This window comes from Mycolicibacterium iranicum (assembly GCF_014190915.1).
GTDB classification, from domain to species: domain Bacteria; phylum Actinomycetota; class Actinomycetes; order Mycobacteriales; family Mycobacteriaceae; genus Mycobacterium; species Mycobacterium iranicum_B.
Map to the genome: position 1 here is coordinate 290,234 of NZ_JACHVU010000005.1, position 18,903 is coordinate 309,136.

Sequence of the window (18,903 nt, forward strand, 5' to 3'; positions counted from 1 at the left end):
TCACTGCATCTGGTCCAGCATGGTGGAGAACGCCGCCTTCAGCCGCAGCGCCTTCTTGATCTCCTCACTCGTGACAAACGGGTACTCGCCGTATTCAAGGAAGCTCGGAACCTGGTGCGCGCGAACGAATTCGATGAAGGCCTCGGGGTTCGTCTTCCAATCCTCGGGAAATCCGACGAGGTGTGTGAAGACCGTGGTGATCCCTGTCTCGCTGAACAGGCGGACCGCGTCCTCGGTGTACTTGTCGAAATCGGTGTCGAAGATGCCTTGATATTGGAAATGCAGTCCGGACCCGACGTCGAAGAGAATCCACCGCAGATAGTGCAAGCGCAACGGAGCAAGCACATCGGGACTGCCCGCGACAGCCGCCTCGATCTGCTTCCCGTACTCCCGCACCACCTGTTCGCGACCGTCTTTCACCTTGGCGATGATCGAGAAGCCGTAGCAGGCGGGCGTGCGGGGGAACACGGGGCCATAGCGGCCGCGTTCGAGTTCGAAATATCCGCTTGGCGGTATCGCCATCGCCGCCGGCTCGGACCAATCTTGTTCGTCTACCACGGTCAACAGCCTCCCGAAACCGCAGCGTATGGCCACCCCGCGATCGTGTCGTCCCCCGAACTGGGGGAAGGGCGTCGAGCTGCGCCCGGGCTCCGGCTTTCACCCCTTCTGGGGGATGTTCTGCGCGGAGGACCGCTTTAGCTTCGGGCATGGAAGAGGTAGGGGTCTGTGATGCGACTGGTGACGTTGCTCGTTCTGCTGGCGGTGGTGTCGACCGCGGTCGCGGTGGCGCCACCGGTCGTCGCCGATTGCACCACCGCGGGGGCTACCACGATCTGTTCGCAAGGGGACGTGCGCGGAACGAACTCCGGTACCGGTCCGGTCGGCTCGACCGGACCGTACGTGCCGTACCCGTGCGACATCAACTGGTATGACTGCGACGAGTGGTGGGGCATCGATGTCGATGTCGACCTCGACCCCGGTCGCCCGGGGATCGGTGGCCCCGGTGGCCCCGGCGGTCCGGTCATCGGCGGACCGGGCGGCCCAGGTAGGCCCGGCGGTGGTCTCGGCGGCGGAGGTCGCGGGGGTGGACGGCGTTGACAACGGAATTCATTGAGGAGCAATAAATGTCGCGGTACATCCTTGCATCGGTGGCGGCGGTGGTTGCCTGTGCGGCGCTGCACACGGCGACGCCTGCGCATGCTCAGCCTGCACCGGCGAATTGCTCGTCCGCAGACCTCACGGGGGTCATGACCGGTGTCATGGCAGCAACGTCGGCGTATCTCTACACCCACCCGCCGGTCAACGATTTCTTCTCCACGCTCAAAGGTAAGTCGCCGGAGGAGCGGCGTGCTGCGCTGGAGGCGTTCATGTCGGCCAACCCCCAGGTTCAGGCCGAACTTCGAGGGATCCGTCAACCCATGAAGGATTTCCGGAATCGCTGCGGCTGAATCGCTGCCTCGCCGCGGACCTCGATCGCCCGAAGCCGCTGTCCGATGCCCGCCGCGGGTTCGGGGCGGGGGTCGTCGCGGCCTCGCGTTACCCGAGGTCAGCCGCCGGTATTACTGACGCTTCCGTATACGTCAGGAATCGGTAATCACTCAGGCGGGCTCCCGCCCCATGCGTGTGGTTGGGTTGGGGAAGCCCATGTCGAGGCCGGGTCCTTGGCTGCCTGCTGACCGGTCGAGCCGCTGGGTACGTCGTGGACACGTCTCGAGGAGGTAGCACGTGAACGTGCGCGCGCAGGTGGCACAGATGAGTCCCGAAGCTCGGGCGGCTCTTGCCCAACGCATCAAATCCCGTTTGACTGCCGACCCCGCCCCGACCGCCGATCACGATGTCACCGTCGTCGGCGGAGGCACCGCCGCGATGACGCTGGCATTGCAGATCCGCCGGGCCCGCCCGGAGACCCGGATCCTTGTCATCGAGCCCAACGCTCATCCCATCGAGGAGATCACCCACACGGTGGGGGAGTCGACCGTCGAGGTCTCGGCGCACTATCTGCGCGATCGCATCGGACTCGGCGACCATCTGAGCTCGTCGCAGCTTCGCAAGATGGGTCTGCGAATGTTCTTCTCGAACAACGGAAACGACGACATCGCCCGACGCATGGAACTGGGCGGTTCCTCGTTCGTGCCGCAGGTGACCTACCAGATCGACCGCGGCCGGCTGGAGAACGAACTCTACGACCGCTGCAGGTCGGAGGGTATCGATCTGGTCTGCGGCCGGGTCCGCTCGGTCGAACTCGGCGCCGACGCGGTCACCCACGCCGTCAACTATCAGGTGGACGACGTCGTCACCGCGACGACGGCACGGTGGGTGGTCGATGCGTCGGGCCGCAACCGACTGCTTCCACGGCAGCTCGATCTGAAGAAGGTCAACGGGCACCACTGCAACGCTGCATGGTTGCGGGTCGCGACAGAGATCGATGTCAACCGATGGAGCGACGACCCGGGATTCCACAGCCGCCTCGTCGAGGGTGACCGGGCCATGTCGACGAATCATTTGATGGGCGAGGGCTACTGGGTCTGGCTCATCCGTCTCGCATCGGGTGCCACCAGTGTCGGCATCGTGGCCGATCCCGCTTTCCATGCCTTTGACGACTTCAATACTCTCGACAAGGCCATGGCGTGGCTCCGCGAGCACGAGCCGCAGTGCGCCGCCATCCTGGCGGAGAACCGCGCGCTCATCCGCGACTTTCGCGTCATGAAGAAATACAGCCACGGCGCGTCGAAAGTCTTCGACGGCCGTGCTCGATGGTGTCTGACCGGGGACGCCGGCGTTTTCCTGGACCCGCTGTACTCGTCGGGTCTTGACCTGGTGGCCATCGGAAACGGCCTGATCACCGACATGATCACCCGCGAACTCGACGGCGAGGACGTGGTTGCGCGCTCCCAGATCAGCGACACCCTCTTCCGGTCCCTGACCGACATGTGGCTGGCCATCTACCAGGACCAGTACGTGCTGATGGGCAATCCGGCGGTCATGACGGCCAAGGTGATCTGGGACGTCGCGTTCTACTGGGGCTTCATCGGTCTGCTCTACATGAACGACCGGTTCGTCCGTATCGCCGACGATCCTGATTTCGTGCCGTACCTCCAGGGGCTCATCGACCTGAGCAATCGCGTGCAGCGCTTCTTCCGCGAGTGGGCGGCCATCGAGAAGGGCACGGCCTCAGCCGACTTCGTCGACCTGTACGCACCGCTCAATTTCATGGTCACGTTGCACACGGCGATGATCGGCCACAGCCCCGACTTCGCCGAACAGTTCTCCGCCAATGCACGGCTACTGCGCCAGCTCGCCGGGCAACTCGTCGATACCGTCGTCGCGGAGAAGTCATCGATGTTCGGGGACGACGATGTCATGCACCAGGTGCAGGCGTGGCAACGGGATTCGCTGCTGCGTGAGCTGCGGTCGGTCTACCGTCGCGAACAGGCAATCAACCCCGTCAGCAGCGGCTGGATCGTTCCTGTCGCCTGTGCGCCGGCACCGTTCTGACCAGGGAGATGCGCATGCGTGACGAGGACAGCAGTCACGAACCTTTGGCCATCGTCGGGGTCGGTTGTCGCCTGCCCGGTGACGTCGACTCCGCGGAGCGTCTGTGGGCGTTGCTGTGCGACGGGACCGATGCCACCCGTGAGGTTCCGGAGACACGTTGGCACGCAGCGCGATTCCACGATCCGAAGACGTCCAAGATCGGCAAGGTGGTCACGAAGAGAGGCGGATTCCTCAGCGAGATCGACCAGTTCGATCCTCAGTTCTTCGGGATCTCACCCCGTGAAGCCCATTCACTCGATCCGCAGCAACGCCTTCTCCTGCAGGCCACCTGGGAAGCTCTCGAGGATGCCGGCATTCCCGCGGATCGGCTCGCGGGCACCGACGTGGGAGTGTTCGTCGGCGGCTTCACGCTGGACTATCAGCTGCTGCAGAATCAGGGCCGCACCAGCCGCTACCGGTTCAAGGCCCATTCGGCCACCGGCATGATGATGACGATGCTGGCGAACCGCATCTCGCATGCGTTCGATTTCCGCGGGCCCAGCATGTCCGTCGACACCGCCTGTTCGAGCTCGCTGGTCGCCGTGCACCTGGCAGCGCAGAGCATCTGGGGTGGCGAGTGCGACCTCGCCCTCGTCGGCGGAGTCAACATCATGGTCGGCCCGAACACCGCGATCGCCGAATCGAAGAGCGGCTTCCTGAGCCCGGAGGGGCGGTCCAAGGCGTTCGACGACTCCGCCGACGGCTATGCGCGCGGCGAAGGCGGTGCGGTGGTCGTTCTCAAGCCCTTGTCCCACGCGCTGCGCGACCGGGACGAGATCTACGCCCAGATTCTGGGCACCGCGGTGTCGCAGGACGGCCATACCGACGGCATCACGGTACCGCGGGAGGACGCACAGCACGCGGCGATCCGAACGGCACTGAGGCGGGCGAACGTCAATCCGGCCGACGTCGGCTATGTCGAAGCCCACGGCACGGGAACGGCGCTCGGCGACCCCATCGAACTGCGTGCGCTCGCCGCCGCTTTGACCGCCGACCGCTCCGCGGACAACCCTCTCATCGTCGGGTCGGTCAAGACGAACATCGGCCACCTCGAGGCCGGCGCAGGAGTGGCGGGGCTGATCAAGGCGGCTCTGGTTGCCAAGAACGGCTACATCCCGGCCAACGTGCACTTCCAGAACCCCACACGACACGTCTCCCTACCGGACCTGCACATCGACATCTCGGGCAACGGAAGGCCGTTCCCCGAACGGCACCGCCGCATTGTGGGCGTCAACTCTTTCGGCTTCGGCGGTACGAACGCGCACGTGGTGCTTGCCGAGCCGCCCGCCTACGATGCTCACCCCCGTCCCGAACGCACCGACCGTTCTGAACCCGACGCGATGGTGCCGACGCTGCTACCCATCTCGGCGCGCAGCGACGACGCGCTCGTCGCAACCGCGCGGCAGTTGGCCGACCATCTCGAGGCCGACCCCGGTATCTCGCTGCCGTCGCTGGCCTACACTCTCGGCCGGCGCCGCACCCACCTCAGCCACCGCCACACCGTGCTCGCCGACACCATCGATCAGGCGCGACAAGAGCTTCGGGCGCTCGCCGACGGTGGGCGGGTGGCCACGACCCGCACCGTGACCGGCGCGCCCAGGCTCGCGTTCGTGTGTACCGGCATGGGACCTCAGTGGTGGCGGATGTGCCGTGGACTGCTCGACACCTTTCCCGTCTTCGCCGAGAGCATCGCGCGCACCGATCGTGAACTGGCCCGCCACGCCGACTGGTCCCTGATCGAGGAACTGCGGCGTGACGAATCCGCATCCCGGATGGCGGAGACCCAGATCGCCCAGCCCGCGAACTTCGCGGTCCAGATCGCCCTGGCCGAGCAGCTCGCTCACTACGGCATCGTCCCCGACGCCGTGATCGGCCACAGCGCGGGCGAAGTCGCCGCTCATCACCTCGCCGGACTGCTCAGCTTCGAGCGCGCCGTCGAAGTGATCTATCACCGCAGCAGACTCCAGCAGCGAACGAGCGGCCAAGGCCGGATGCTGGCTGTCGGTGTGGACACCGAGTCACTGATGAACACGCTGACCGGGGACGCGCTGACCGAGATCGGACAGCTGGTGTCGGTGGCCGCCATCAACAGCCCGTCGGCGGTCACCCTCGCCGGCGACGGCGCCGTCCTCGACGACATCGTGCGGCAACTCGACGCCGCAGGAATCTTCAACCGGTACCTGGCCGGAAACGTGCCCTACCACACGCATTTCATGGACGCGGTGAAGGACGACCTGCTGGCGGCGTTCGACGGCCTGTCTTCGGAAGTTGCCGCTGTTCCGCTGTATTCGACCGTGACCGGTGAGCGGCTCGAACGCTACGAGGCGGGCGCAGCGTACTGGTGGCAGAACACGCGGGCCACGGTGCTCTTCGAGCCGGCCCTGCGCCGGATGCTCGACGACGGCTACACCCATTTCCTCGAACTGGGGCCACATCCCGTACTGACCGCATCGATGTTCGAAACCGCGGGACAGCAACGGATTTCCGTGACGGCAACACAGCGCCGCCAGCACGACGATGTGCGCACCTTCCTCGAATCGGTCGGGGAACTGCACTGCCACGGTCACGACGTGTCGTGGGAAGCCGTGCAGCCGGTGCAGCACGCCCGTCTGCTCAAGCTTCCGTCCTACCCGTGGCAGAACAAGCGGTACTGGAACGACACCCAAGAGGCCACGGAACTTCTCTTCTACAAGCCGGTGCACCCCCTTTTGGGGCAGGTGGTCAGTGCCATCCATCCGACGTGGGAAGCCGAACTGAGCACTGTCCTCAACCCGTTCCTCGCCGACCATCGGGTGCAGGGAAGCGTCGTCGTGCCGGGGGCCGTGTACATCGAGATGGCACTGGCCGCGGCCCGGGAGACCTACGGGTCGAACCACAGTGTGGACAATCTCGTCCTGCATCGCGCCGTCATCCTCGACGACACCTGCGACCCCCTCCTTCGAACCACCCTCAACGAGGACGACGGCACCCTCGAGTTCGCGGCCTTCACCGCGAACTCCGACGGCGACCTGAAGTGGACGATCACCGCCACCGCCGAACTGAACGTCCTCCCCGCACAACCGACACGAAGGGATGTGGCGGTCGACGACGCGGTCGCCTCTCTCAGTGGTGACGAGTTCTACGCTCGCACGGAAGCTCTGGGATTCGACTACGGCGCCGCGTTCCGCCCGGTGACCGGTGTCACGGCGGGGCACGACTGGGCGGTCGCCGATCTCGGCGTCCCCCAGAGCCTCACCGAGGAGATCGGTGACTACCACTTCCACCCCGCGCTGATCGACGGTGCCTTCCAAACGCTCTTCGGCGCACCGTTTCTCGGGCAGGAGGAAGCCGGCGATCCCTACCTGCCGACGCGCATCCGTCGGTGCGCCATCTACGGCCGGCCCGAAGAGCGCATGACGGTACGCGCCGACGTGGTGGCGGCGACAGCCGAACAGGTGGAGTGCAACCTCACGATCAGCGACCGGGAGGGTAACCTGCTCGCCGTGCTCGACGGGTTCACCGTCCAGTCGCTGGCCACCTCGTCACGCATGTCACCGGACCGGATCGACAGAGGGATACTCGAAGTCCAGTGGTGCGCCATGGATGACGACGTCCACGACGAGCGCGAGCCGTTCGCCGACGAACGGTCCTGGCTCATCCTCGACGATGAGTCCGCGGTGGGCCGGCTACTGGCAGACGAACTGCGTCGGCACGGTCAGCGCGCCCGCACTGTGCGGCACCGGCCCGTCGAGGCGCTGACCGAGACCGGCGACGGCTGGCTGATGGACCCCCGACGGCCTGAGCAGACCGCGCAGCTGATCACCGCACATCTCGACGACGAACGCGATCTCGCCGGCATCATCGACTGCTGGCCCCTCGACATCACCGGGCGGGAAACCGACGACCACCTCGGCGCCTTCACGGTGCTGCGACTGGTCAAGACGCTCGCCGAGAACGACACGGTCAAACCGCTCATGTACTTCGTCACCTCGAACACCCAGCCGGCAGCCGGAACAGTCGTGCGTGACGTCGACCAAGCTGCCCTCTGGGGTCTCGGGCGCGTGATCGGACATCAAGAACTCGCCGAATACTGGGGTGGGCTCATCGACATCGACACGGCGGACGACCCGGCAGAGACGGTCGCCCGCATCTGCCGTCACGTCCTCGACGACGAATCCGAAGACCAGATCGCGATCCGCGGCGCGACGACCTTCGTGCCCCGGCTGCGCCCCTGCGACCACCTCACCCAGCCTTTCCCCACCAAGCTGACCCCCGACGCGGCGTATGTCGTGACCGGCGGTGCCGGCGCTCTGGGTCGGGTGACGGCCACCTATCTCGTCGAGCGAGGGGCCCGGCACCTCGTGTTGTTGAGCAGACGCCCTCTGCCGCAGAGAGACTGCTGGTCGACGCTCGGTGCGGACGACCCACGCCGGGCGACCGTCGACACCATCCGTGCCGTCGAACAACTCGGCGCCACGGTCGCGGTCCGCAGCGTCGACATCACCGATGCCGGGCAGGTCGAGGCCTGGCTGCGCGACCACGAACGCAACGGCGGCAGGCCGATCCGCGGTCTCATCCACGCCGCCGGCTCGGTGCACGACCAGCTGATGGTGAACATGAGCGAAGATGACTTCGCGGCTGTGACGGAACCGAAGATCACCGGAACCAAGGTGTTGCACAATGCCTTTGCCGGTCACGACCTGGAATTCTTCGTCATGTTCGGGTCCGCGGGATCCACGATCGCCTCGCCGGGCCAAGGCAACTACGCCGCCGCCAACGCCTTCCTCGACGCGTTCGCCCACCGTCGCCGTGCCGCGGGGCTGCCGGCACTCACCATCGGGTGGGGCCCCTGGTCGGTCGGCATGGTCGAAGAACTCGGGCTGGAGAGGATGTACGCGCAGAGGGGCATCGATCTGATCAGCCCCGCCGTGGGAGTGCGGATCCTCGACCGGCTGATCAACCAGAATGTCCCGGCTGTCGTCGCCATCACCGCCGACTGGAACCGGGCGCGCCAGGCGGGCCTCGGGGCGCACCTTCCGCTCATGTTCTCCGACCTGCAGACGTCGGAGAAGACACCCACCGACACCGACTCCGCCGGCTCCGTGCTGGCGATACTGGCCGCCACCCCCGAAACCGACAGGCCGACTGTGGTCGCCGAGCACATCCGCACTCTGATCGCCACTGTGTTCGACTGCGGCGAGGACGATTTCGCGTCCGACGTCCTCCTGGAGGACATCGGGCTGGATTCCATGATGGCGATGGAATTCCGGGTGCGGATCAACATGATGTTCTCGATCGACCTGCCTGTGCTGGAGATCCTGAAGGGCGTCAGCGTGAACTCGCTGGCGGATCGCATTCTGGCCGAGTTGCATTCGATCCATGGTCACGTTCCGGCCACCGACGACGCCGAACCGGCGCCGCCCGTCGGGAACGACGACGTCGACCACCTCATGCAGGGGCTCTCGGACGCCGAACTCCTTTCGCTACTCGGCGAACTGGAGACCGACGGCGCAACCGGTGCCGGGGAGACGTCCCCGTGACATCGGCCGGCCACGCGGTCAGTGTGCGCGGTCTGTCGAAGAGCTACGGCCGACGGCGCGCGGTACGCCAACTCGATCTCGATGTCGCCTACGGCGAGATCTTCGCGATTCTGGGCCCCAACGGAGCAGGCAAGTCCACGACCATCGAGATCCTCGAAGGCCACCGCAAACGTGATGCGGGACAGGTGCACGTCCTGGGCGACGATCCGCAATCGGCGGGCCGCGCGTGGCGCGCGAGGATCGGCATCGTGCTGCAGGAAAGCAACGATTTCGGGATGCTGACCGTGCTGGAGACCGTCCGGATGTTCGCCAGATGCTACGGAAAGGCCCGCGCCCCCGAGGAGCTCCTCGAACTGGTCGGGCTGCAGTCGACCTCGTCGTCGAGAGTGAGGACATTGTCCGGGGGTCAGCGCCGCCGCCTCGACGTCGCACTGGGCATCATCGCCAAGCCCGAACTGCTGTTCCTGGACGAACCGACAACGGGTTTCGATCCGGAGGCCCGCAGACAGTTCTGGGACCTGATCCGGGTACTCGCCGACGACGGCACCACGATCGTCCTCACGACCCACTACCTCGAGGAGGCGGCCGCCCTGGCAGACCGGGTCGCGGTCATCACCGACGGCCGGGTTGCAGCGGTCGATTCCCCGGTCCGGCTGACAGCACACGTGAACACCGCCGCCACCGTGCGCTGGATGGAAGACGGTGTGCCGCATGTGCAGGAGACCGACCATCCGACCGAGTTCATCCGACGGCAATCGGCGGACGGTTCGGAGCTGGTCGGCCTCACCGTCACCCGGCCCACCCTTGAGGACGCCTACCTCCAGTTGATCGGACGAACGTGATGGCGATCGAATCGACACCGGCGACCGACACCTCGAAACACCGCGCACGCCGCACGCAATCAGATGCGGACAGGGCAGCGGAAAAGCAACTGCCGTCCGCGGTCCGCATCGGTTTCTCGCGGGTGGTGCCCGAACTCAAGATGTTCTACCGGCGTCCCGAGCAATTGGCGTTGACGTTCTCGATGCCCGCCATCATCTGTCTGCTCCTGGGCTCCATCTTCTCCGCCGACGTGCCGGGCACCCAGACCAGTACGGGCGCCATCATCGCAGCGAGCATGCTCGCCTACGGCATCCTGTCGACGTCGTTCATCAATCTCGGCATCGGTATCGCCGCCGACCGTGAAACCGGTGCGCTGCGCCGTCTTCGCGGCACCCCCGCCACCGCGTCGTCCTACTTCATCGGCAAGATCATGCTTGTCGCCATCGCCAGTGTCGCCGAGGCCGTGATCATCCTGGCGCTGGGCGTCACGGTCTTCGGGCTGCACCTGCCCACCTCGCTGTCCGGATGGTTCACGCTGACGTGGGTGTTCCTCCTCGGCATTCTCAGTTGCTCGCTGCTGGGCATCCTCGTCAGCAACTACGCCGGAAACGCCGTGTCGGCAGCCGTGCTGACCAACGGACCGGCCGTCGGGCTGCAGTTCGTCTCGGGCACCTACGTCCCGTTGATGGTCCTGCCGACCTGGATGTTGATCATCGGCTCGCTCTTCCCGGTCAAGTGGATGGCCCAGGGCTTCCGGTCGGTGCTGCTACCCCCGCAGATGATGGCCTTCGAACCCGCCGGCAGCTGGGAGCACGGCCGGATATTCCTGGTGCTCGCCGCATGGAGCGTCGGTGGGCTGGTCGCGTGTCTGTATGTCTTCCGCTGGTCGGACAGGAGCTGATCGAATGCCCTCCCTACTCTCGATCACCGCCCACTTCTTCCTGCAGATCGCCGTCATCCTGGTGACGTACCGCCTGCTGTGGCCGCTGTTTCGGCGCCTGGCCCAGGTGCAGGTGGTCGCCATCATGGTGGCCGGGTTCCTGCTCGGCCCCTCGGTGCTGGGCTGGCTGTGGCCCACCGGTCAGCAGTGGTTGTTCCCCACGACGCTGACCATCGGCGCCGAGACGATCCCGCACCCGAACCTGACCGCCATCTATGTCGTCGGGCAGCTGGGGCTCGTTCTCTACATGTTCCTCGTCGGCGCCTCCTTCAAGGTCGAGATCCTCGGTGCCCACGTGAAGCAGGCGGGTGTCACCTCGGCCGCCGGTATCGGCGTCCCCCTGGTTCTGGGCGGTGCCGTGGGATGGTGGATGGTCAGCCTCGGCGGATATTTCACCGACAAGGTCGAGCACTGGCAGGGCGGGCTGTTCGTCGCGGCCGCCGTGGCCATCACCGCGTTTCCCATGCTGGCATGGATCATCTACGACTCCGGGCTGCTCAACACCCGGCTCGGCACGATGGCACTGTCCTGCGCCGCCGTCGACGACGCCTGCTCCTGGGTCCTGTTGGCGACAGTCGTGGCGACAGCGAAGGGCAGTGCCGAGGGAGCTGTGCTGGCCGTCGGAGGCGGACTGGCGTACCTGGTGTTCATGCTGTTCGTCGGCCGCCGGCTCCTGGCGCGACTCGAGACGTGGACGCCGCCGCGCGCCGACACCGAACAGGCCGGAGGCATCCCGATCGCGCACGTCAGCGTCATTCTGCTCGTCGTGCTGACAGCGAGCTGGTTCACCGACGTGGTCGGAATCTATTCCGTGTTCGGTGCTTTCGTCGCGGGCGCGGTCATGCCGCGGGGAGCACTGCTCGACAAGATCCGCGACCGGTTCGAGCCGCTGGTCGCCTATCTCCTGCTGCCGGCATTCTTCATCTACTCCGGCCTCAACACCCGACTCGACCTCATCCTCGACCCGGCCACGCTGGCCATGGCCGCAGTGGTGCTGGTGGTGTCCTTCGCCGCGAAGTTCGGGGCTGTCGGGCTGGCGGCCCGGTCGCAGGGGATGAGTTGGTACGAGGCGGGTTCGATGGGCGCGCTGGCGAATGCGCGTGGCCTGATGGAACTGATCCTGCTCAACATCGGGTTCGAAGCCGGCCTCATCTCCGGCAAGCTGTACACCATCCTCGCGCTGATGACGATCGTCACCACGTTCGTGGCTACGCCGCTGCAGCGCCTGTTCGAGCGTCGCCTGCAGCGTTCCGGCGCGAAGTTCGGCCCCGCCGGCGAGGAGCCACACGGCCTCGACCCCGAATACTCGGGCACGCAACCGAAGTCGGGGACCTCGGGCTGACCTGATCGGGGCTACGGGCCTTCCGTGCTGTCCCGGTCGTCGCTGTCCCGGTCGTCGCCGACCACCGGCTCCAGCGCAACGCTCTGCGAGGTCGGCTCGGCCACAGCGGGTTCGGACCGGGCGGGCCCCAGGTGGACCACCCGTCCGACGGCACGGCGAAGGCCCGGCTGGCCGTCGGCACGCATGAAATCGCCGATGCGCCCGGCGCGGTACCGCAGCGGTGAGCCGAGGAACTCGCCGAGCACCACGCCGCTGCCGAGCGCCAGCGCGATCGCCGTCGCCGACAGCAGCTGCGCCAGGCCGCCGGCGAAGTTCTCGTCCACGGCCAGGTAGAAGACCGCGCGGAAGACGGCCAGGCCGGGAAGCATCGGCATGATCGCGGCTGTCGCAGTGATCAGCGCGGGCGCCTGGCGGCGGATCGAGATCACGGTGGCGAGGAAGCCGACCAGGACTGCGGCGAGGCCGGTCGCGAGCACCTGACCGACTCCGGCGAGCCCGAGGCCGATGAGCACGAGTTCGGCGGCCGCGGCCGCGATTCCGCCGATGATCGCGGGCCGAAGCGGGGAGTAACTCGCGATCGTCAGACACACCCCGGCAAGCCCCGCGCCGGCCACCGCCACCGCGATGGGCAACGGCCGGTTGGGCACGATGACACTGACCGTGGCATCGACGTGCAGATCGATGTTGATCCCGGCGAGCGCCGCCACCTCGAGCCCGGCGACGATGCCGACGACGATGCCCGCGGTGAGGAACAGCGCCTCGCCGAGCCGGGCGACCGCCGTCAGGGTGTAACCGGTCACCGCGTCCTGCATCGCGCCAACGAAGGTCAGCCCGGTGAGCAGCAAAACGATGCCGGTGGCCACCAGGGCGGTGGGGTTGAGGCCGGCGAACCAGTACGCGGCGACGGCGACCACGGTGACGATCGCCGCACCCGTGACGTTCTGGAAGAAGAAAGGCGTCCCGATTCGGTTGAGGGTGCGTCCGACTCGATCGATAACGGCCGCGCTGACCGCGGCCAGCACGCACGTCAGCCAGGTGCCGCCCAGCAGCATGGCGATGCCGAGACCGAAGCCCGCCCATCCGACGGTAGCCAGCCAGCGCGGGTATACGTGGGGTCGTTCGGTCAGGTCGTCCATGGCCCGGTGGGCTTCCTCGACGGTGACGCCGCCCGAGGTGATGCGCTTGACGAGGCGGTCGAGATCGGCGAGGCGGGTGTAGTCGGTGGAGCGGGTGCGCACCGTGCGGACGATGGTGACCGGCGGACTGTCCGCGGTCGGAAGCGCCGACACGAAGACTGTGGTGACGAAGACGTCGACGACGCAGTCGGTGAGGCGGAACGCCTGGGCCACGTCTTTGGCGGTGGCGACGACGTCGGCGGTGCCGGACCCGGAGAAGAGCATGACCTCCGCGAGTCGAATCGTCAGGTCCAGAACTGCGCGGGTGTGCCGCTCGTCCACGTCCTGGTCACTGCGCCTGCGTTGTCCGGCGACCGGTGCCGGGTCGCGGTGGCCGGGCAGGGTGCTCTGGAGGTATCGCGCGAGGCGACCGGAGCGTTGACGAACCACGCGAAGCACGATACCGACGGATCTCGGGCGATCGGTCCGCGGCGACGATCACAAAAGGTGAGCCACCATCGCTCAAGTGGTAGCCGGAGCGGCCCCCGCTGAACGACGATCCGGGGCATCGCCGCCCTCGGGGTTCACCCAGAAGATCTGCCAGGCGTGGCCGTCCAGGTCGTGGTAGCTGCGGCCGTACATGAACCCGAGGTCCTCGGTGTCGCCGACGGTGCCGCCCGCGGCCAGGGCGCGGTCCACCAGCCCGTCCACGGCGTCGCGGCTGTCACTACTGAGGCAGATGACGCATTCCTTCACCTTCGAGGCGTCCGCCACCTCGACACCGACCAGTCCGGCGAACTCGTCGGTCTCGATGAGCATGGCCCGTCGGCCCTCTCCGAGCATGATGGTGAGGGCGCGCTCGCTGGAGTACGCCTCGTCGAAGTTGTAGCCCAGCGCACCGAAGAACCTCCGTGAGCGTTCGACATCGGCGACGGGCAGGTTGACGAACATCGTGGCGTGCATCGGGCTCCTCCGGTCCGCGGCGCCCGTCACAGGGGCGCCGTCACAGAGTGCGACTGCCGAGGAGGGCAGAACTCATCGGCCCGTCGTGCTCACCATGCCTCAGGGATGGAGATTCCACTGCCCGCAGTCCTGGGCCAGGACGTCGTTGACGTCGACTTCGTATCCACCGACCAACGGTCCGGGGTTGGCCTTCGTCGCCACGATCCTCTGGTAGAGCACGGCGGCGGGGTGGACGCGATTACCGGACCAGGCGCGGGTCTGCCACGCCCAGCGGCGTCCCGGCGTGCGCGAACTCCCGATGACGCCCGACGCGATCGCCCACTGGCACACGTCGATACCGCCGTACACGCCAGTGCGCTGGACGCCGAGAACCGCATTGATCCCCCGAAACCATTGCAGGGCAACGTTGTTCCAGGTGCCGATGTCGATGTCCTCGTCGACCGAGAAGAAGATCGGTGCGCTGCGTCCGCCACCTGCCGCGGTGTGCAGCTGCCAGGCGGTGCGCGCATCGGCGACGCCGCCGGCATATCCGCGCGTGAAGTCCGACGGCGCGGAGCCGCCCGGCTTGCCGTACTGGTAGTTGCTGATGATCACGAGCCCGGCCTTGGTCAGGGACTCGGCGTAGGGCCGGGTGATCGGTTTGGCCCCGAAGTTGGTGCCGGGTCGCGACATCGACACGTAGTTCACCACTCCGGCGTAACCGGCAGCGCGGATGTGTTCTGCGGGGATCTGGTGTGCGGCGTAATCGATGAGCAGGGGACCGGCGGCCGACGCCGAGGGGCTGGTGGCCGCGGCGCCCAACCCCACCATCGCCGACGCGGCAGCGGCGTAGCGCAGGGCGTCGCGGCGGGAAACCGGCTGCGACGGCCGAAGGCTGAACGTCTTCGGCGAGTCTTGCACGGCAGGATGCTAACAACGGGGCCGCGAATATCGGTGCCGCCGCGCCGAGCGGATCCCGGCTAATGGAAGCTGTTGCCCGCGCACCGCTCTCGCCGGTCGTGGCGTGTCGTCTCCACTACACGTCGCCGGAGAAATCCGCAGTGAGCCAGCGATCTGGGCGTACGACGAACAGCACGCTGTCCGCGTCAGCCATGCTCTGCACGAACGCGCGTCCGCCCTCGACGCCGAGATAGCGGACCGCGATGGCCTCGCGGACGTCGGGCGGCGAAGGGTGGACGGTGTCGACCACCGTGCCCTCGACGACGACGTACTGATACGGCGGATCCTCCCGCTGGACCGTCAGCGTGACCGTGCCCGCGTCGCGGATGAGTCGGGCCTTGCGCGTCTCGGCACCGGTGTTGATGCGGATCAAGCCGTCAGCGGTGTAGTCGTACCAGATCGGAACGCTGGCCGGCGGTCGGCCACCCGAAGCCTGGACGGCGAGCACGCCGACGTGGACTTCGGCGAGAAATTGGCGGCGTTCGTTCTCCGAGAGTGCCTTCATGCTGGCCCGCAACACCGAGGATGCCGCCGGTTATTCCCGGCGAGCCCTGCCCCTTTCACTATAAGGCTGGGAGGGGGCCTTGCGGCAAGGCCCCCTCCGGGGTGCACACTCGTGCGGCCGATCGATCCGACGAGGGGGAAATGTCATGCCGCACATACCGAAACCGTTCGAGGTGCACGAGTCCGGCGCATACCTGCACGGCACCAGAGCGGACCTCTCGGTCGGCGACCTGCTGGTGCCGGGCCGCCCGTCGAACTACGACCCGGGCCGTGTGATGAACCACGTGTATGTCACCCAGACGTTGGACGCTGCCGTGTGGGGAGCCGAGATGGCCGCCGGCGACGGCCGTTGCCGCATCTTCATCGTCGAACCGCTGGGCGACGTCGAGGACGACCCGAACGTCACCGACAAGAAACTGCCCGGCAATCCCACCCGCTCCTATCGCACCCGCGAGCCCGTTCGCATCGTCGGCGAGCTCACGGACTGGGTGGGACACACCGACGAACAGCTCGATGCGATGCGCGCCGGCCTGGCCGACCTCAAACACCGTGGACTGGACGTGATCTACGACTGACGGCCGGCGGCCGCGCCCCGGCGACAGCGTTGGGTGCGCCACCAGGTCAGGCGAGGTAGACCTTGCGCAACGGCTCGTGGACCGTCCAGACGGTCTTCGCGCCCGCGAGCAATCGGACGACATCGCCGACGCCTAATTCGAGTGCCGCCGTGCCGTCCTCGAACTCGACCCGGGCACTGCCTGCGATGACGACGAACACTTCGTCGGCTTCGGTGTCGCGCATCGCGCCGGCGCTCATCTCCCAGACGCCGATCTCGAGGCCCGCGAAGGTTCCCAGCGGCGTCGAGCCCGTGCGTGGCCGGCCCTCGGCGACCTGCTCGGACGGCACCTCGGACGAGTCCAGAGGGACGGTGCCGGCCTTGATCACGATGTGCGGGGCAAGGGCGTTCATGAGTGGGCGTCCTCCGGCGGTGTGAGGCGGTGGTACTGCGCGTCGCGGCAATGGCCGCAACGGGTCAAGGGACCGTACAACACCGACGCCGGCCACGTGCCTCCGCCACCGAACGGCGGGTTATGACGACGCCTACCGGGAACACGCTGCACAGGTCGGCAGCAGCAGAGGAGAGTGACAGCTCATGACGGATCACGACACCCCGGGGGACGAGCGGGAGAAATTCATCGTCGAGACGCTGCTGGACGCCTTCTCCGACCTGATGGCGGCCGACCCGAACGCGTTCCGCACCAAGTTCCGGAAGATGGCGGCAGACCCGTTCGCGTTCTACCGCGGAAGCGCCTGTCTGTTCTATGCCGACGTCGCTCAGCGCGAAGACCGGTGGGCCGACGATCGCACCAGCCGGGTCTGGATCCAGGGCGACCTGCATGCAGAGAATTTCGGAACGTACATGGACGGCGCTGGGGTGTTGATCTTCGACGTGAACGACTTCGACGAGGCGTTCGTCGGACACTTCACCTGGGATCTGCAGCGCTTCGCGGCCAGCGTCGCGTTGATGTTCTGGCAGAAAGCGCTGTCGGACAGAGAGATCAGCGACCTGATCGCCACCTTTACCCGCGCGTATCTTCGACAGGTGCGGTGGTTCGTCGAGGTCGACGACGATGCGTCGTTCTCTCTGAATCTGCGCACTGCCCGGGGCGCGGTGCTGTCGGCGCTGCAGTCGGCGAGACTGTCCACCCGGGCCGAGATGCTGGACCGCATCACCGTGGTCGACGAGTGCGATCGCCGCTTCCGCGAAACCGCAGGCGTGGGGCGACTCGACGACACCGACCGCGCCACCGTCGAGGACGCGTTCGGGCGCTATCTCGACACCATCCCTGAGGCACAACAATTCCGGGGCATCGCCTACGACGTGAAGGACGTGATCACCAAGACGGGCTTCGGTATCGGCAGCGCCGGATTGCCGTCCTACACCGTGTTGATCGAGGGCTTCAACCAGGCTCTCGACAACGACATCGTCCTGTCGATGAAGCAGGGCAATGTGCCCGCTCCGAGCCGGGTGGTCCACGACAAAGAGGTGCACGAGTACTTCGAGCATCAGGGGCATCGCACCGCGGTGTCGCAGCGCGCGCTGCAGGCCCACGCCGATCCTCTGCTCGGGTACACCGAGATCGACGGCGTGGGCTTCGTGGTCAGCGAATTGTCGCCCTACGAGGCCGATCTGGACTGGGATGAGCTCACCGAGCCCGACGAGCTCACCACGGTGATCGAACAGCTCGGCCAGGCCGTGGCCAAGGTGCACTGTGTGAGCGACTCCGACAGCGATCAGTCCCTGGTCGCATTTCAGACCGAGGAGGCGATCGTGGGTGCGATCGGAGACGCGGAGGACGACTTCGTCGACGACATCGTCGCGTTCGGCCTCGAATACGCCAAGACCGTCCGCGACGATCACCGGCACTTCGTCGAGGCGTTCCGCGAGGGGCGCATACCCGGTGTGACCGCGACGTGAGTGACGTCAGGTACCGCGCGTGTCGACGATCCGTTGGGCGATGTCGACGATCTTGACGTTGCCCGACTGCGAAAGCTCTCGCATCAATTCGAACGCCCGCACGGCGTCGACGTTGAAGCGTTCCATGATGATGCCCTTGGCCTGGCCGATGAGGTCCCTACTGCTGAGGGCGCTCTCAAGTTGTTCGCCCTGGCGATTGGCGACGATCGCCGCTGCCGCATGTGCGGCGAGAACGGAGCCGATGGCCTCGGACTCGGCATCGAAGGCATGGGCGCGAGTGGAGAAGGCGTTCAGTGCACCCGCGGTCCGCTCCGCGGTGAACAGCTTGAAGGACAACGAACTTCGGACACCGAGTTCGGTCACCTTCGGCGTATAGGCCGGCCACCGGTCCGCCGTTGTGAAGTCGTCGACCCGCACTATGTGTTCGTCGACGGTGGCGTCGAGGCACGGGCCCTGGCCGGTGTCGATCTGGATCTGATCGAGCTGATGCATCAAGTCGTCGGTCGGACCGAGGCTTTCGTGCGTCCTGTTGGCGCCCACGAGCAGCACGCCCGCCAGTTCGGCGCCCGGAACGAGCTCCAGCACGCTCCCGGTCACACTGTGAAGTATCCCGTCGAGCGACTTCGGCACTGCCAGCTCCTGAGCCAGCTCGGCCATGCGGCCGGCCAGGCCGAGGCCGTCGTCGTTCGTCATGGGCCCACCTTCGCACAGCGGTCGGCTTTTCCCTAGGAGTCAGCGACAGCTCTTGT

General features: G+C 66.6%; 16 protein-coding genes. 9 read left to right on the forward strand and 7 right to left on the reverse strand.

Annotation, left to right across the window (positions count from 1 at the left end; genetic code table 11):
* Positions 1-522 carry a hypothetical protein gene (locus tag FHR72_RS14355; RefSeq protein ID WP_183469154.1) on the reverse strand — a complete coding sequence of 174 codons (522 nt, stop codon included), beginning with the start codon at positions 520-522 and terminating at the stop codon, positions 1-3.
* A gap of 207 nt (positions 523-729) precedes the next feature.
* Here FHR72_RS14355 and FHR72_RS14360 point away from each other — a divergent pair, with 207 nt between their 5' ends.
* The 7 genes from FHR72_RS14360 to FHR72_RS14390 all read left to right on the forward strand — a co-directional run bounded on the left by FHR72_RS14360 (position 730) and on the right by FHR72_RS14390 (position 12,157).
* Complete coding sequence (locus FHR72_RS14360; protein ID WP_183469156.1) at positions 730-1,098, forward strand: hypothetical protein; 369 nt, start codon at positions 730-732, stop codon at positions 1,096-1,098.
* Positions 1,099-1,124: 26 nt separating this feature from the next.
* The gene (locus tag FHR72_RS14365) at positions 1,125-1,448 is read left to right on the forward strand and encodes a heme-binding protein (protein WP_183469063.1); all 324 of its coding nucleotides are present in this window, start codon (positions 1,125-1,127) and stop codon (positions 1,446-1,448) included.
* A gap of 304 nt (positions 1,449-1,752) precedes the next feature.
* Positions 1,753-3,495, forward strand: a complete 1,743-nt coding sequence (locus tag FHR72_RS14370) for an NAD(P)/FAD-dependent oxidoreductase (protein ID WP_183469065.1) — start codon at positions 1,753-1,755, stop codon at positions 3,493-3,495.
* 14 nt (positions 3,496-3,509) lie between these two features.
* Positions 3,510-9,053: a type I polyketide synthase gene (locus tag FHR72_RS14375; RefSeq protein ID WP_260156032.1), complete on the forward strand. Its 5,544-nt coding sequence runs from the start codon at positions 3,510-3,512 to the stop codon at positions 9,051-9,053.
* On the forward strand, positions 9,050-9,895 hold the full coding sequence (locus tag FHR72_RS14380; protein WP_183469069.1) for an ABC transporter ATP-binding protein: 846 nt from the start codon (positions 9,050-9,052) through the stop codon (positions 9,893-9,895). The genes FHR72_RS14375 and FHR72_RS14380 overlap by 4 nt, the downstream gene beginning before the upstream one ends.
* Positions 9,895-10,776: an ABC transporter permease gene (locus tag FHR72_RS14385; RefSeq protein WP_183469071.1), complete on the forward strand. Its 882-nt coding sequence runs from the start codon at positions 9,895-9,897 to the stop codon at positions 10,774-10,776. Before FHR72_RS14380 ends, FHR72_RS14385 begins: the two co-directional genes overlap by 1 nt.
* A gap of 4 nt (positions 10,777-10,780) precedes the next feature.
* A complete protein-coding gene (locus FHR72_RS14390; protein ID WP_183469073.1) occupies positions 10,781-12,157 on the forward strand; it encodes a cation:proton antiporter in 1,377 nt (458 codons plus the stop codon).
* An 11-nt stretch (positions 12,158-12,168) separates the two neighbouring features.
* Here the strand turns inward: FHR72_RS14390 and FHR72_RS14395 are convergent, their stop codons facing one another.
* The 4 genes from FHR72_RS14395 to FHR72_RS14410 form a co-directional block, all read right to left on the reverse strand.
* Positions 12,169-13,722 (reverse strand): threonine/serine exporter family protein, encoded by a 1,554-nt coding sequence (locus FHR72_RS14395; RefSeq protein ID WP_183469075.1) that lies wholly within the window; start codon positions 13,720-13,722, stop codon positions 12,169-12,171.
* Positions 13,723-13,794: 72 nt separating this feature from the next.
* A complete protein-coding gene (locus FHR72_RS14400) occupies positions 13,795-14,235 on the reverse strand; it encodes a VOC family protein (protein WP_183469077.1) in 441 nt (146 codons plus the stop codon).
* A 99-nt stretch (positions 14,236-14,334) separates the two neighbouring features.
* A complete protein-coding gene (locus FHR72_RS14405) occupies positions 14,335-15,135 on the reverse strand; it encodes a DUF1906 domain-containing protein (RefSeq protein ID WP_183469079.1) in 801 nt (266 codons plus the stop codon).
* 115 nt (positions 15,136-15,250) lie between these two features.
* Positions 15,251-15,679, reverse strand: a complete 429-nt coding sequence (locus FHR72_RS14410) for a pyridoxamine 5'-phosphate oxidase family protein (protein ID WP_183469081.1) — start codon at positions 15,677-15,679, stop codon at positions 15,251-15,253.
* Positions 15,680-15,824: 145 nt separating this feature from the next.
* Here FHR72_RS14410 and arr point away from each other — a divergent pair, with 145 nt between their 5' ends.
* Positions 15,825-16,253 (forward strand): NAD(+)--rifampin ADP-ribosyltransferase, encoded by a 429-nt coding sequence (arr, locus tag FHR72_RS14415; RefSeq protein WP_183469083.1) that lies wholly within the window; start codon positions 15,825-15,827, stop codon positions 16,251-16,253.
* 46 nt (positions 16,254-16,299) lie between these two features.
* On the opposite strand, the gene FHR72_RS14420 is transcribed toward arr, so the two are convergent.
* Positions 16,300-16,644: a cupin domain-containing protein gene (locus FHR72_RS14420; RefSeq protein WP_183469085.1), complete on the reverse strand. Its 345-nt coding sequence runs from the start codon at positions 16,642-16,644 to the stop codon at positions 16,300-16,302.
* 184 nt (positions 16,645-16,828) lie between these two features.
* Between FHR72_RS14420 and FHR72_RS14425 the strand changes: the two genes are divergently transcribed.
* Positions 16,829-18,154: a DUF2252 domain-containing protein gene (locus tag FHR72_RS14425; protein ID WP_183469087.1), complete on the forward strand. Its 1,326-nt coding sequence runs from the start codon at positions 16,829-16,831 to the stop codon at positions 18,152-18,154.
* Positions 18,155-18,160: 6 nt separating this feature from the next.
* On the opposite strand, the gene FHR72_RS14430 is transcribed toward FHR72_RS14425, so the two are convergent.
* The gene (locus FHR72_RS14430; protein ID WP_183469089.1) at positions 18,161-18,847 is read right to left on the reverse strand and encodes a GAF and ANTAR domain-containing protein; all 687 of its coding nucleotides are present in this window, start codon (positions 18,845-18,847) and stop codon (positions 18,161-18,163) included.
* Positions 18,848-18,903 lie beyond the last annotated feature (56 nt).